Annotated in this window: 12 protein-coding genes; 4 read left to right on the forward strand and 8 right to left on the reverse strand. The window is 65.7% G+C overall.

What is annotated here, in order from left to right; genetic code table 11:
• Positions 1-44: 44 nt before the first annotated feature.
• From gloA2 to ligA, 3 genes are all read right to left on the reverse strand, one after another.
• Entirely contained in the window at positions 45-428 is a 384-nt protein-coding gene (gene gloA2 / locus BJI69_RS20380) for an SMU1112c/YaeR family gloxylase I-like metalloprotein (RefSeq protein WP_046969234.1), read from the reverse strand.
• Between the two features lie 205 nt (positions 429-633).
• On the reverse strand, positions 634-1,584 hold the full coding sequence (gene epmA / locus BJI69_RS20385) for an EF-P lysine aminoacylase EpmA (protein ID WP_046969233.1): 951 nt from the start codon (positions 1,582-1,584) through the stop codon (positions 634-636).
• Positions 1,581-3,971 carry an NAD-dependent DNA ligase LigA gene (gene ligA / locus BJI69_RS20390; protein WP_046969232.1) on the reverse strand — a complete coding sequence of 797 codons (2,391 nt, stop codon included), beginning with the start codon at positions 3,969-3,971 and terminating at the stop codon, positions 1,581-1,583. The genes epmA and ligA overlap by 4 nt, the downstream gene beginning before the upstream one ends.
• A 43-nt stretch (positions 3,972-4,014) precedes the next feature.
• Between ligA and BJI69_RS20395 the strand changes: the two genes are divergently transcribed.
• Both BJI69_RS20395 and BJI69_RS20400 read left to right on the forward strand, forming a co-directional pair.
• A complete protein-coding gene (locus BJI69_RS20395) occupies positions 4,015-5,490 on the forward strand; it encodes an MFS transporter (protein ID WP_078023383.1) in 1,476 nt (491 codons plus the stop codon).
• A 34-nt stretch (positions 5,491-5,524) separates the two neighbouring features.
• Positions 5,525-6,712 (forward strand): cation:proton antiporter, encoded by a 1,188-nt coding sequence (locus BJI69_RS20400; RefSeq protein ID WP_046969231.1) that lies wholly within the window; start codon positions 5,525-5,527, stop codon positions 6,710-6,712.
• Here BJI69_RS20400 and BJI69_RS20405 read toward each other — a convergent pair.
• Entirely contained in the window at positions 6,651-8,090 is a 1,440-nt protein-coding gene (locus tag BJI69_RS20405) for a cryptochrome/photolyase family protein (protein ID WP_046969230.1), read from the reverse strand. The genes BJI69_RS20400 and BJI69_RS20405 overlap by 62 nt on opposite strands.
• A gap of 114 nt (positions 8,091-8,204) precedes the next feature.
• On the opposite strand from BJI69_RS20405, the gene BJI69_RS23085 reads away from it, so the two are divergent.
• On the forward strand, positions 8,205-8,654 hold the full coding sequence (locus tag BJI69_RS23085; protein WP_046969229.1) for a glycine zipper 2TM domain-containing protein: 450 nt from the start codon (positions 8,205-8,207) through the stop codon (positions 8,652-8,654).
• Positions 8,655-8,875: 221 nt separating this feature from the next.
• Positions 8,876-9,754 carry a methylglyoxal synthase gene (locus tag BJI69_RS20415; RefSeq protein WP_046969228.1) on the forward strand — a complete coding sequence of 293 codons (879 nt, stop codon included), beginning with the start codon at positions 8,876-8,878 and terminating at the stop codon, positions 9,752-9,754.
• Here BJI69_RS20415 and lpxK read toward each other — a convergent pair.
• From lpxK to BJI69_RS20435, 4 genes are read right to left on the reverse strand one after another with little or no spacing between them, the layout of a single operon-like run.
• Positions 9,745-10,743 carry a tetraacyldisaccharide 4'-kinase gene (gene lpxK / locus BJI69_RS20420; protein WP_046969227.1) on the reverse strand — a complete coding sequence of 333 codons (999 nt, stop codon included), beginning with the start codon at positions 10,741-10,743 and terminating at the stop codon, positions 9,745-9,747. The genes BJI69_RS20415 and lpxK overlap by 10 nt on opposite strands.
• A gap of 3 nt (positions 10,744-10,746) precedes the next feature.
• On the reverse strand, positions 10,747-12,519 hold the full coding sequence (gene msbA / locus BJI69_RS20425) for a lipid A export permease/ATP-binding protein MsbA (protein WP_046978527.1): 1,773 nt from the start codon (positions 12,517-12,519) through the stop codon (positions 10,747-10,749).
• Positions 12,516-12,944 carry an ExbD/TolR family protein gene (locus BJI69_RS20430; protein WP_046969271.1) on the reverse strand — a complete coding sequence of 143 codons (429 nt, stop codon included), beginning with the start codon at positions 12,942-12,944 and terminating at the stop codon, positions 12,516-12,518. Before BJI69_RS20430 ends, msbA begins: the two co-directional genes overlap by 4 nt.
• 3 nt (positions 12,945-12,947) lie before the next feature.
• Positions 12,948-13,607, reverse strand: a complete 660-nt coding sequence (locus BJI69_RS20435) for a MotA/TolQ/ExbB proton channel family protein (RefSeq protein ID WP_181016732.1) — start codon at positions 13,605-13,607, stop codon at positions 12,948-12,950.
• Positions 13,608-13,777: the final 170 nt, after the last annotated feature.

The raw sequence follows: 13,777 nt of genomic DNA on the forward strand, positions 1-13,777 counted from the left end.
CCGCGGGATCGCCGATGAATCGGCTCCCACAACATCGCCCCACCTCACCGCTCGTACAACTCGATCGGCAGATCGTCCGGATCGGCGAAGAAGGTGAACCGCTTGCCGGTGAATTCGTCCACGCGGATCGGCTCGCACTCGACACCACGCGTGCCCAAGGTCGCCACGACCGCCTCGACATCGCCCACCACGAAGGCCAGATGTCGCAACCCCTGCGCCTCCGGCCGTGACGGCCGTCTCGGTGGCGACGGGAACGAGAAGAGCTCCAGCTGCACGCCGGGGCTCACTTCCAGATCGAGCTTCCAGGAATCGCGTGCTTCGCGGTAGGCCTCGTGGATGATCTTGAGACCCAGGATTTCGCTGTAGAAGGCCTTCGACCGGGTGTAGTCGGAGCAGATGATGGCGACGTGGTGGATTGATTCGAGCATGGGGATTTTTCGTTTCCTGGGGAACAGCATCGCCGATGAATCGGCTCCCACACAGAGCCCGACACTGGGTCAGCTCTCTTGTAAGAGCCGATTCACTTGTAGGAGCCGATTCACTTGTGGGAGCCGATTCATCGGCGATGGCCGCGCAGCGGCCTGGTATCACGCCGCGCAGCGGCCTCGTGACGCGGCGCGCAGCGGCCGCCTTTCACGCCTCCGAAAACGGAAACGCCAGCACATCCGCAATCGCGTCGGTATCCGCCAACACCATCAAAAGCCGCTCGATGCCAAGCGCAACACCCGCGCACGCCGGCATATCACCGAGCACGCCAAGCAACCGCTCATCCATCGGCACTTCCGCATCGCCACGCGCGCGCCGCTTTTCCTTATCCCGCTCGAACCGCGCACGCTGCTCGTTCGCATCGTTGAGCTCGTGGTAACCGTTGGCCACCTCGTACTGCCCGACGTAGACCTCAAAACGCTCCGCCACCGGCGGATCGCCCTGACGAATACGCGCCAATGCACACTGGCTGGCCGGGAAATCCGCCACGACGGTAATGCGATCGCGCGGAAATTCCGGCTGGATGCGATGCGTCATCAAGAGATCCAGCCAGTCGTCGCGCTCGAGCCCGTCGCTGGAGATGTGCACATCGGCGAGCGGCTTCATCAGCGCCTCGACCGGATCCAGCAGCGCATCCACGCCCAGCGTGTCGTGGAACATGCCGCGATACGTGGTCTCGACGATTTCGAAGTTACGTCCCGCCTGCAGCATCAGGCGCTCGAGCAGGTCGATCACCTCGCGCGCCAACTTCGTATGATCCCAGCCCAGGCGATACCACTCGAGCATGGTGAACTCCGGGTTGTGCCGCCCACCTGCTTCGCCGTTGCGGAAAACGCGACCCAGTTCATAGCAATCGCCCACGCCCGCCGCAAGCAGGCGTTTCAGCGGAAACTCCGGCGACGTGCGCAGCCAGCGCTCGCGCGCCCCGGCGTCCACGTGACCGCTGAAGCTCGTATGGAAGCTCTGGATGTTCGGATCGGTATTGCCGGCGGCAGAGAGGATCGGCGTCTCCACCTCGAGCAGGTCGCGCTCAGCGAAGAACCCGCGGATCGTCGCATACGTCTGCGCGCGCAGGCGCAGCGACGTCATGCGGTTCATGGCGCCACACCGTGTTCGCTCAGCAGGGCCACGAGATCCGCTTCCGTATACACCGGCACGCCAAGTTCATTGGCCTTATCCAGCTTGGACCCGGCTGCCTCGCCAGCAAACACACCCGTGGTCTTCTTCGACACCGAGCCGGCCACCTTGGCGCCGAGCGATTCGAGGCGTTCGGTAGCGTCGTCGCGCTTGAGCGTTTCCATCGTACCGGTGATGACGTAGGTCAGCCCTTCGAGCGGCAGTGCGCTAGCGGTCTTCGACGGGAGCGCGGCGGCCAGCGCACGCATCGCTTCATCGGCACGACGCAGCTCGGTCACGCGTTCGGCGTCGGCCAGGAGCGTCGTGAGGTTCGATGCCGCCGCCTGCGGCACGCCCGCGACGATCCACTGATGCTCGCCCGCCTTCACCAGCGCATCGAGACTGGCGTAGTTCTTCGCGAGGATGCCCGTGCTCTTCGGCCCGAGCTTCGACACCTTGGCAGCATCCAGCAGCACATCCAGGCCCAGGCGATCGCGCAGCTTGGGCGACGGCGCGCCCTCGTCGGCAAAGGCGATCCCTGCATCGAGCAAGGCGTCGACCACCTTCTGGTTGCCCTCCTGCTCGAAGAAAGCGGCGATCGAGGTCGCGACTTCATCGCCGATATCCGGCAGCACGCGCAGTACCGGCGCCGGCGTGCGGCGTACGAAGTCCAGCGAGCCCAGCCAGGACGCCAGCGTCTTCGCCGTGCTCTCGCCGATATGCATGATGCCGAGGCCGAAGAGGAAGCGCGGCAGTGTGGACTTCTTGCTGGCCTCGATCGCCTCGACGAGGTTCTCCGCCCACTTGGTCGCCACCTTGCCCTGCTTCACCGTCTCCGGTGTCGAGCCGTCGCGCTCGTCGGCCAGCTTCTTCATCTTGACGAAGCGATCGACCGTGAGGGAGTAGAGGTCGGCCGGCGTATGCACCATGTCGAACTCGACCAGGGCATCGACGAAGCGATCGCCGAGGCCGTCGATGTCCATTGCGCGACGCGAGGCGAAATGGATCAGGGCTTCCTTGCGCTGCGCAGCGCAGATCAGGCCACCCGAGCAGCGATACGCCGCGGCGCCCTCTTCGCGCAACAGCTCGGAACCGCAAACCGGGCAGACCTCGGGCATCTTCCAGACCACGGTGCCCGCCGGCCGGTTCTCCTCGACCACCCGCGCCACCTCGGGAATGACGTCGCCTGCGCGACGTACGATCACGGTGTCGCCGACACGCACGTCCAGGCGTGCGACCTGGTCGGCGTTGTGCAGCGTGGCATTGGTGACGGTCACGCCACCGACCTGCACCGGAGTCAGTCGTGCGACCGGGGTGGCTGCGCCCGTGCGACCGATCTGGATCTCGATCGCCTCCACGGTGGTCATCTGCTCCTGCGCGGGGTACTTGTGCGCGATGGCCCAGCGCGGCGCACGCGAAACGAAACCCATCTCGCGCTGGCCGGCGTAGTCGTCCAGCTTGTAGACCACGCCATCGATGTCGTACGGGAGGCTATCGCGCTTCTCGCCGATCTTGCGGAAGTACGCCAGCAGGCCCTCGAAACCTTTCGCCGTGGAAACTTCCGGCGAGACCGGAAAACCCCAGTCACGCAGCTTCGCCAATGTGGCCGAATGGGTGTCCGGCAACTCGCCGTCTTCGACGCGGCCGACCGCATAGGCGAAGAACGCGAGCGGGCGTTTCGCCGTGATCGCGGGATCGAGCTGACGCAGCGAACCGGCGGCACCGTTGCGTGGATTGGCCAGCGGCTTCTCGCCACTCGTGCGCGCACGTTCGTTGAAGGCTTCGAAGCCGGCGCGCGGCATGATCACTTCACCACGCACTTCGAGCACGCGCGGCCACCCCTCGCCGCGCAGGCGCAGCGGAATCGCCTTGACCGTGCGCAGGTTGGCCGTGACATCTTCACCCACCGCGCCGTCACCGCGCGTCGCGCCCTGCACGAACACGCCGTCTTCGTAGCGAAGGCTGATGGCAAGACCATCGAGCTTGGGTTCGACCGAGAACACGGGCTCGCGACGATCGAGGGTCTGCTCGATGCGTCGCTCGAAGTCGGCGACTTCGCGATATTTTTCGCGATCGGTCTCGCCTTCCTGTTCGAAGGCGTTGCCCAGCGACAGCATGGGCAGCACGTGGGTCACTTCGGCGAAGCCACCCTGTGCACGCGCACCCACGCGTCGCGTCGGCGAATCGGCAACGGCGAGCACCGGATACTCGACTTCGAGTGCCTCGAGCTCACGCATGAGGCGGTCGTAGTCGGCGTCGGCGAGGGTCGGATCGTCGAGCACGTGATACCGGTAATTGGCGTCTTCGAGGCGATGGCGGAGCGCGGTGGCACGCTCGACGACATCGGCTGGGGCGGCGGCTTGGGGCATGTGCGGGGTCCGTCAGGCTCTGATCGTCTATAATGTTACAGCCATGCCAGCCCACGACGTCATCGACACCCTCCCGCCGACCGACGTTCACGCCCTCTCCACCGACCGCCCGGCGCTTGCGCCAGCGGAGCCATCGAGCAGGGCCCGCTACCGCGGCCTGATCTGGCTCGTGTCGGCCGCTTTCTTCATGCAGGCGCTGGATTCGACGATCGTCAACACCGCCGTGCCCGCTATCGCGGGCGCGCTGGACGTTAGCCCGTTGAGCATGCGCACCGCCCTGACCAGCTACGTGCTGACCCTGGCGATCTTCATTCCCATGAGTCCCTGGCTGTGCGATCGCTTCGGCACAAGGCGCGTTTTCGGCGGTGCCATTACCGTGTTCGCCCTGGGTTCGCTCCTGTGCGGCTTGGCGCAGACCCTGCCCGAGCTAGTCGCCTCGCGCATCGTCCAGGGCCTTGGCGGCGCGGCATTGATGCCCGTGGGCCGCTACGTGCTCGTCCGCAGCATCGACCGACGCGAATTCGTCAGCGCCATGACCACGGTGGCCACCTTCGGTCTGCTCGGCTCGGTGTTCGGCCCCCTGCTCGGCGGTGCGCTGGTGGAGTTCACCAACTGGCGCCTCATCTTCCTGATCAACGTCCCGGTCGGCATCGTCGGCCTGTTGCTCAATCGGCGAGAAATGCCCGAGTACCGGCTGGACCAAGCGAATCGTTTCGACACCACCGGTTTCCTGCTGTTCGCCGGCTCGTCGGCCCTGTTCCTGATGGCTGCGGAGACCGTGGGCACGTCGGGACACGCACTGAGCATCGCGGGCTACGCGCTGGCCGCGGTGGGCCTGGGCATCCTTTACGTGCGCCACAGCCGCCGCACCGAACACCCGGTCAGCGACCTGTCGCTGCTCAAGGTGCGTAGCGTCTGGGTGTCGCTCGCAGGCAACCTGTTCACCCGGCTCGGCGTGTCCGGCATGTACCTGCTGCTCGTGCTGTTCCTGCAGATCGGCTGCGGCTGGTCGCCCTTGCATGCCGGCCTGATGATGGTGCCGCAGGCGATCGGCTCGATCTCGGTCAAGCCCTTCATTCACCGGTTGCTGACGCAGTTCGGCTATCGACGGCTCCTGCTCGGCAACACCATCGCGGTGTCCATCGTGCTGTGTTCGTTCGCCCTGCTCACGCCGGAAACGCCGATGTGGATCATCGCGAGCTTTGTCTACGTCTATGGCGCCGTCATGTCGCTGCAGTACACCGCGATGAATACCCTGGCCTATGTGGACCTCGACGTGCGCCACGCGGCGATGGCCTCGTCCATGGCGTCGACCGCGCAATACCTGTCGATGAGCTTCGGCATCGCGCTGGCATCGCTGCTGATGGGCGGCTTCCTCGGCTCGCACAATGCCCAGGGCTACGTCTGGGCCTTCCGCTGGTCGGTGGTCGTGCTCGGCATGATCACTCTGGCCGCCAGCTGGATCTTCAGCCGCCTGCGTGAGACGCGGGCTGGCAAAGTGGTCGACGCCACGGCATAAAGGGTTACCCTCAAGGACGATCCGGAGCACCCCCATGCACGATTCCGCAGGCATCCTGCTGACGCTTTTCATCATCTTCGTCGCCGCGCAGATCGGCGGGGAGATCGCGCAGCGCCTGCGACTGCCCGCCGTGGTGGGTGAAATCGCCGCCGGCTGCGTGGTCGGTCCCTCGGCCCTGGGCTGGGTCAGCCTGCCAGATATCGCCACCGGCACGCCGCTCGATGTACTCGCCGAAATCGGCGTGATCCTGCTCCTTTTCTCAGTCGGCCTGGAAACGCGACTCGACGACCTGAAGAAGGTCGGCGCGAGCGCCTTCATGGTCGGCGTCCTCGGCGTGATCATCCCCTTCGCCTGCGGCGCCGTATGGGCGCATGGTTCCGGTTTCGACTGGATCCGCTCGATGTTCGTCGCCGCGGCTTTCGTCGCCACCTCGGCCGGCATCACGGCGCGCGTGCTGCAGGAACTGGGCGTGCTGCAGCGTCGTGAGGCGCGGATCATCCTCGGCGCCGCCGTCATCGACGACATCCTCGCCATGCTCCTTCTCGGCATCGTCTCGTCGCTGCAAGGCGGCGGCGATGTCGATGTCGGTGGCCTGATCGGCACCCTCGCCGGCGCCATCGGCTTCGTCGCCGTGATCGGCTGGGGTGGCACGCGCGTCATGCGTCGCGGCTCCGGCTGGCTGGACAAGCCGAGCAACCCGATGTCGCCGCTGGCGATCGTGCTGGCCCTCTGCCTGGGTCTCGCCTTCCTCTCGATGAAGTTCCACCTGGCCGCCATCATCGGTGCCTTCCTCGCCGGCATGATCGCCTCCGAGACCCGCCAGCGGCACCAGCTCGAAGAGCAGACCGCCCCCCTGCTGGCCTTCCTCACGCCGTTTTTCTTCGTGGTCACCGGCGCCAAGGTGAACCTCTCGGCGTTGGCCAGCGCCAGCGCGCTGGGCATGCTCGCCGTCGTCACCCTGATCGCCATCGTGTCCAAGCTCGCCGGCGGCTACCTCGGCTCGATGTCGCTGGGCCGGCGTGGCGCCCTGATCGTCGGCTTCGGCATGGTGCCGCGCGGTGAGGTGGGCGTGGTCATCGCCAGCCTGGGCCTCGCCGCCGGCGTCTTCGACGAGACGATTTACGCGGTGATCGTGGCGATGTCCCTGCTTACCGCGATGGTCACGCCGCCGATTCTGGCCCTGCTCCTGAAGGACCGCTCCGGATCGACTGGTACGCCGTGAGCGCGTCTTCGCGACTGCTCTTCAGATCGACCAGCGGCTGCGGATAGCCCGACTGTTTCAGGAAGGCGGCGTCTTCCCACGGTGCGTGGACGAGGCGGCCCCTGGCGCTCGCGAGCTCGGGTACCCAGCGACGGATATAGGCGCCGTCCGGATCGAACTTTTCCGACTGCGTCACCGGATTGAAGATGCGGAAGTACGGCGCGGCATCCGCGCCGCTCCCGGCCACCCACTGCCAGCCCATCGCGTTGTTGGCCAGGTCGGCATCGACCAGGGTGTCCCAGAACCACTTCTCGCCGAGCAACCAGTGCTGACGAAGGTTCTTCGTCAGCAGGCTGGCGACCAGCATGCGCACGCGGTTATGCATCCAGCCGGTGGCCCACAGCTCGCGCATGCCGGCGTCGACGATGGGAATGCCCGTCTTGCCCGCCTTCCAGCGCCTGAGCGCGTGGGCGTCACGTTTTTCCCAGCGGAAGGCGTTGAACTTCGGATTGAAGTTCTTCTTCGGCGTGTGCGGGAAATGAAACAGCAGGTGGTGTCCGAACTCGCGCCAGCCGAGCTGCCGCAGGTAGGGTTCGACATCGGCGCCGCTCTTTCGCTTCTTCACCCGATCGCGCAGGCCTTCGGCCACCTGCAGAGGCGAAATCTCGCCGAAGTGCAGGTGGGGCGAAAGGCGCGAGGTCCCGTGTCGTGCCGGGATGTCGCGACCTTCCACGTAGTGACCCACGGCATCGTCGGCAAAGAGGTCGAGCATCTCCTGCGCGCCCTGCTCGCCCGGGGTCCATTCGGCGAAGCCGCTTGCCCAGTCCAGCGTCGGCAGCAAACCCAGTGCGTCGAGCGACGACGATGTCGGCAACGTCGCCAGGTGCATGGGTGACGGCTCGGCGACCGGCGCGACCGCATCGATGCGCGTGCGCAGGTTGCGCCAGAACGGGGTGAACACCCGGTAGGGTTCGTTCTGCTGGGTGGCGATGTCCCAGGGCTCGCACCAGAGCGCCGCGTTGAACGAGGCCACCGCGACGCCATCCTTTTCGAGTTCGCCCCGCACCCACTTGTCGCGGGCGATCGCCTTGGGTTCGTAGAGGCGGTTGAAGTAGACGGCGGTCGCGCCCGTCGCTTCGATAGCGGTACGCAAGGCGTCGAGGCTCGACCCCTGCAGGATCTGCAGACCACCCTTGTGCCGCCTCAGGGAGGCATCCAGCGCATCGAGGGAATGATGCAGCCACCAGCGGCTGGCCGCACCCGGTGCCCATTCGCCGTCCTCGTCGGGGGCGTGGACGTAGAGCGGCACGACCTTCGCGTGGGCGGCCATGGCGGCGTTGAGGGCGGGATTATCTGCAAGACGCAGGTCGCGGCGGAACCAGAGGATAGCTGTGCTCATCCGCCTAGTATCCACGGAACACGTGAAGCCGGAATCGCTCCATCTTCGTTCAGCCGACATGCTTAGACTGTCCCCATGCGGCCAACCCTGCCAGCCGCCCGAAAGGAGATCACCATGAATTTCAAGACCGTCCTCGGCGTTCCCCTCGCCGCCCTGCTCGCCACTGCGGCCGTCGCTCCCGCTTCCGCCGCTACCATCAAGCAGCCCGATGGCATCTACGTCCGCTGCGACCAGTGCGGCGTGGTCCAGAGCATCGAGCGCAACGTCACCCAGGGCCGTGACCATGGCACCGCCGGCGCCGTCATCGGTGCCATCGCCGGTGGCGTCCTCGGCAACCAGGTCGGTCGCGGCAATGGCCGCAAGGTGGCCACGGTCGCCGGTGCGGTCGGCGGCGGTTTCGCCGGCAACGCCATCGGCAAGGGCGGCGGCAGCGAGAGCTACACCCTGCGTCTGAAGATGGGTGGCGGCGGCTACACGAATGTCCAGGTCGCCGACGCCTCGGCCATCCGCGAAGGCGACATCGTGGTGGTCGACGACAAGGGCAATATCCAGCGCGTGCAGTAAACGCCGCAGGTCCTCGTTGTCCTGGTTCGGAAGGCCGGCCCCTCGGGTCGGCCTTTTTCATGCCACGCACATGGCTGTTTGCATGCGCAGTCGGAAACTTATCCCTGATAGTGCCGGTTTCCCGTATTCATACCGACGCGGGACGCGCTCCGCCACCCCTCCAATCGGCCTAGGATAGAACTCGTCAACTCGGGCGCAATGACGCGCCGGACCGAAACACCATGGAATTGGGCCTTGTCACCAGCAGCACTTACCTCAGAAGCGAAGAGTCGACGCTGCTCCGCCTCCTGGGACGATGCGAAGCCGACATTCGACGACTGAAGGTGGGCCTGCATGTGGTCGGGAAGGCCTATGGCGCGATCGTCGGCCACGGCGTGATGTCGAATTATGAAGGCCTGCATCATTATTCGACCGATCGGTACCGAGGCCTCGTACGCATGACGGCTGACCTGGTAGGCCGTGATCCCGGCTCGCTGGATGGGGTTATTTATCTGACCTCCCCCGACGACACATCGACGCTGCTTCCCGAAGCTGTCGCTTTGAAACGCCAGTCCCTGATTCACGCGAAACCTTATCTTTCCACCGTCGCGTCCGTCCTCGACTGGATCGGGACGGAGTCCCTCTGGACGGGGCATCCGCGCCGGTCGGAGGTCATCCCGACCGTCGACCTGATGTCCTCACAGACACTCGCGCTCATCGCGCACGACGGCATGAAGAAGGCCATGCTGACCTTCGTCGAGGACTATTTCGACCTGTTGTCACGCTTTGCGCGCCGTGTCTCGACAGCATCCACGGGTCTGCGACTCAATGAGCTTGCGCGAGGGCGAGGTTGGCCGATCGATATCGCGTGGACATCGTGCTACAGGAGCGGCCCACTCGGCGGCGACGCAGAAATAGCCGATCTGGTTCTAAGGCATCAATGCCAACGCGTCATCTTCTTCTGCGACCCGCTCGTACCCCATCCGCACGATGCCGACATAAGCATGCTGGAACGCGCCATCACCGCGAATACCGAAGACACCGTCTACATCGGCAGCCCTGTCGTAGCCTCGCGGTGGGCCGAGGCGGCATACAGGGCCTCCTACGTCAGTCAGCGTTGAAGCATCGCCGCTGAAGCGGCTCCCACATGTGCGGCTATGGCGTCGTAGAAGGATTCAGGCAATACCGCGCGCACCGGCACGCGCCACCAGTTCGCGCGCGCGAAATGGCGGCACTTCACCGCGTCTTTGTCCGTCATCAAGACAGGGCAACCGTCGGCGAAGGTAAAGTCGTCGCGAGTGAATGCGTGATGGTCGGCGAAGGGATGACCATCGACGGCAATGCCCTGCGCCGTAAGGCTGGCGAAGAAGCGCGCTGGATTGCCGATGCCCGCAACGGCATGCGCAGGCCGCCCCGAAAAGTCGCTCAACGGCGCCGTAAGCGTCGGATCGGCCATGTTGACTGCCATGCCACCTTCCAGCGTCATGCCGATCTCGTTGGCGCCCGGCGATCCGCTATTGACGACGACGAAGTCCACATCGGCGAGACGACTCGCCGGCTCCCGCAGCGGGCCCGCCGGCAACAGGTGTCCGTTACCCAGGCGGCGTTCCCCGTCGATCACGCAGATCTCCACGTCGCGACCGAGCCGATGATGCTGCAGCCCGTCGTCCGCGAGAATCAGGTTGCACCCGGCATCGATCAGCAGCTGCGCCGCTTCCGGACGCTCGCGCCCGATGGCCACCGGTACGCCACTCTGGCGAATCAGGCTCGGCTCGTCGCCGACTTTCGAAGGATCGTCCTGACCGGTGAGCAGATACGGGCCGCGCTCGCTGCCGCCGTAACCACGGCTGACGACACCGGGCACGAAGCCGCGCCCCGACATCGCCGCCGCCAGCGCGACGATCAGCGGCGTCTTGCCGGTGCCGCCGATGGTGATGTTGCCAACAACGACGACCGGAACCGACAGGCGCACCACCGAGGACGGATCGTTGCGGAAACCCTCGGCACGACGCCGCACGACGGAGCGATACAGCGCCTCGAGAGGCAGGGTCCAGAGCGGCGGCTTGCCGCTGCCGTACCAGCGTCGTTGCAGTGAGGCGCCCAGGCCCACGGCTTAGCTCGCCGCTTGCTCGTGGAACTGCATGCGGTGCAGGGCCGAATACTGGCCGCCCTTGTCGAGCAGCTCGCGGTGCGTGCCGAGCTCGACGATGCGGCCCTGGTCCATCACGGCGATCTGGTCGGCGTGCTCGATGGTCGACAGGCGATGCGCGATCACCAGGGTGGTGCGGTCGCGCATCAGGCGCGTGAGCGCATCCTGGATCAGGCGTTCGGATTCGGTATCGAGCGCGCTGGTCGCTTCGTCGAGGACGAGGATCGGAGCGTTCTTGAGGATGGCGCGCGCGATGGCGATGCGCTGGCGCTGGCCACCGGAAAGCGAGTTACCGCCCTGCCCGATCTGCGTGTTCAGGCCTTCCGGCAAGCGCTCGATGAATTCCATCGCGTTGGCGGCCTTGGCCGCCGCGGTGATGTCGGCCTCGGAAGCACCGGCCATTTCGCCGTAGGCGATGTTGGCGGCCACGGTATCGTCGAACAGCACCACGTTCTGCCCGACCCAGGCGATCTGCCGGCGCAGCGAAGGCAAGGTGTACTGCGAATAATCGCGACCGTCGACCAGGATGCGGCCTTCGGTGGCCTGGTAGAAGCGCGGCAACAGGCTGACGAGACTGGACTTGCCGCTGCCGGAGCGGCCGACGAGCGCCGTCACCGTACCGGGCTGGCAGATCAGGTCCACGCCACGCAGGGCGACGTGGTTGTTGCGCTCGTACACGAGGTGGACGTTCTCGAAACGAATGTCGCCCTTGGTGCGGACGAGGTCTTCCGTGCCTGTGTCGATCTCGGCCGGCGTGTCGATGATCTCGAACAGGTCTTCGGCCGCCGTCACGCCCTTCTGCAGGCTGGCCTGGATGCCGGCCAGGCGCTTCAGCGACGGCAACATGCCACCCATGGCAGTAAGCACGGCGGTGAACACGCCGGGGGTGACGGTGTTGATGATGTCCGGGCGTGTCCCGAGGAAGACAAGCGTAGCGAGCGCCATCGCGCCGACCGTCTGGATGGTCGCGCTGGACGCGGCGCTCGTCGCCGATACCTTCAGGTTGAGCCGGCGCTGGCGTTCGGCGATCTCGGCGAAACGGTCGCCTTCGCGGGTCTGGCCGCCGTAGATGCGCACTTCGCGATTGGCCGCGACGGCTTCTTCGACGGCACTGGTCACGGTGCCCATATTGCCCTGGATGCGCTTGCTGATCTTGCGATAGCGGCGGCTGATGACGGTGACGATCACCACCACGCAAGGCACCAGCACGAGCAGCGCCATTGCCAGGTAGGGGCTCCAGTACAGCATGACGCAGAGCATGCCGATGACCGTCAGGCCTTCGGTGATGGCGACCTTCAGCGAGTCCGCGGAGGCCGCGGCGACCTGCTCGCTGGTGTAGGTGATGCGCGAGATCTGCTGACCGGACGGCTCCTTCGCGAAGAACGTGGCCGGAAGGCGCAGGTAGGCCGCGAAGACGTCGATGCGCATGGCCTGCACGACGTTGCGACCCACGTAGGCAATGCCGTAATCCGTGCAGTACGACGCCACGCCGCGCACCGCGAAAATCGCGATGATCCAGATCGGCATCCAGAAGATGTTGTACGGATCCTTGTCGATGAACAGCCGGTCGATCAAGGGCTTCAGCATGCCGGTGAACAGCGACAGGCAGGCCGGATCGATGATCATGCCGACGATCGCGACGATGCCCGCCGTGCGGTAGCGCTTCGTATAACCGAGCAGACGCTTATAGGTCTGCCAGGTCCTGGCGTCCCACACCGATACCTTCTGCTTGCTCACCGCGCCGGACCCGCCTCACTGGGCGTGGTCGCGATCGACAGACGGGTGAAGCCCACCTGGCCGAGCGCATCCATCGCGCGAACCACGTTCTGGTGCGGCGTCATCGCGTCGGCACGGATCACCACGAGGCGATCGCGGTCGTTGCCGGCGACACGCTCGATGGTCGCCTTGAGCGGTTCGATGCCCTCGCCGAGCACCTCGTCGCTGCCGACCGAGTAATGGCCATCACGGTCGACGACCAGGGTCAGCGCGTTGTCCGTGGACTCGCGCGCCTGGCTGTCGGCCTTGGGCAGGTTGACCTTGAGACGGGAGTGCTCGACGAAGGTCGTACTGAGCACGAAGAACATCAGCAGGGTCAGCAGCACGTCGATCAACGAAATGACGTTGATCTCGAAATCGTCCTCGCGACGGGAACCGATGCGCATGGATCAGCCAGCCTGCGAGGTCGCGGCTTCCGACGCGGCGGTGCGACGGCGCGGCACCGGGCGCGGCGCGGAGAGATCGTCGAGAAGGGCCGTGGCCTCCTTCTCCATCTGGACGACATAGCCGCCGACCTTGGAACGGAAGTATCGGTGCAGCACGTACGCCGGGATCGAGACGACCAGGCCGAACGCCGTGCAGATCAGCGCCTCGCCGATACCGCCGGCCATCTTGGTTGGATCGCCGATGCCGCCGGCCATCACGCTGAGGAACATGCGGATGAGGCCGATAACGGTGCCCAGCAGGCCGAGCAGCGGGCCGATGAGGGCAACGGTACCGAGCGTATTGAGGTAGCGCTCCATGCGATGGACCACATGGCGGCCGGTGTCTTCGATGCGCTCCTTGATCAGCTCACGCGGGCGGTCGCGCACGGCGAGCGCGCCGGCGAACAACTCACCCAGCGGGGAACCCTTCTCGAGCGCTTCCAGGTGGGCGGCATCGAGCGAGGACGAGCGCGCCCACTCGCGCACCTCGGCACCCAGGCCCGGCGGAAAAACGGCGGCGCGGCGCAACGCCCAGAAACGCTCGAGGACGATGGCGAGCGCAACGAACGAACAAATGAGGATCGGCAGCAGAGCCCAGCCGCCAGCCAGAAGAATCTCGAGCACGTCAACCCCGAATGAACACAAGTCAGGCCGGCATCATAGCAGGGCCCGCAACGGGGACTGAGGCGCCCTTAACACTTGCGAGATCGGGACAGCTCGGTAGGAGCCGATTCATCGGCGAACCCTGCGGAGATGGGTGGCCAAGGTTCGCCGCGAGCACCCATCGCCGATGA

The organism is Luteibacter rhizovicinus DSM 16549 (assembly GCF_001887595.1).
Taxonomy (GTDB): domain Bacteria; phylum Pseudomonadota; class Gammaproteobacteria; order Xanthomonadales; family Rhodanobacteraceae; genus Luteibacter; species Luteibacter rhizovicinus.

Excerpts from the sequence above, each read along its gene's own strand:
- gloA2 (WP_046969234.1), bottom strand. The coding sequence starts at position 428 with ATGCTCGAATCAATCCACCACGTCGCCATCATCTGCTCCGACTACACC.
- epmA (WP_046969233.1), bottom strand. The coding sequence starts at position 1,584 with ATGAACCGCATGACGTCGCTGCGCCTGCGCGCGCAGACGTATGCGACG.
- ligA (WP_046969232.1), bottom strand. The coding sequence starts at position 3,971 with ATGCCCCAAGCCGCCGCCCCAGCCGATGTCGTCGAGCGTGCCACCGCG.
- BJI69_RS20395 (WP_078023383.1), top strand. The coding sequence starts at position 4,015 with ATGCCAGCCCACGACGTCATCGACACCCTCCCGCCGACCGACGTTCAC.
- BJI69_RS20400 (WP_046969231.1), top strand. The coding sequence starts at position 5,525 with ATGCACGATTCCGCAGGCATCCTGCTGACGCTTTTCATCATCTTCGTC.
- BJI69_RS20405 (WP_046969230.1), bottom strand. The coding sequence starts at position 8,090 with ATGAGCACAGCTATCCTCTGGTTCCGCCGCGACCTGCGTCTTGCAGAT.
- BJI69_RS23085 (WP_046969229.1), top strand. The coding sequence starts at position 8,205 with ATGAATTTCAAGACCGTCCTCGGCGTTCCCCTCGCCGCCCTGCTCGCC.
- BJI69_RS20415 (WP_046969228.1), top strand. The coding sequence starts at position 8,876 with ATGGAATTGGGCCTTGTCACCAGCAGCACTTACCTCAGAAGCGAAGAG.
- BJI69_RS20430 (WP_046969271.1), bottom strand. The coding sequence starts at position 12,944 with ATGCGCATCGGTTCCCGTCGCGAGGACGATTTCGAGATCAACGTCATT.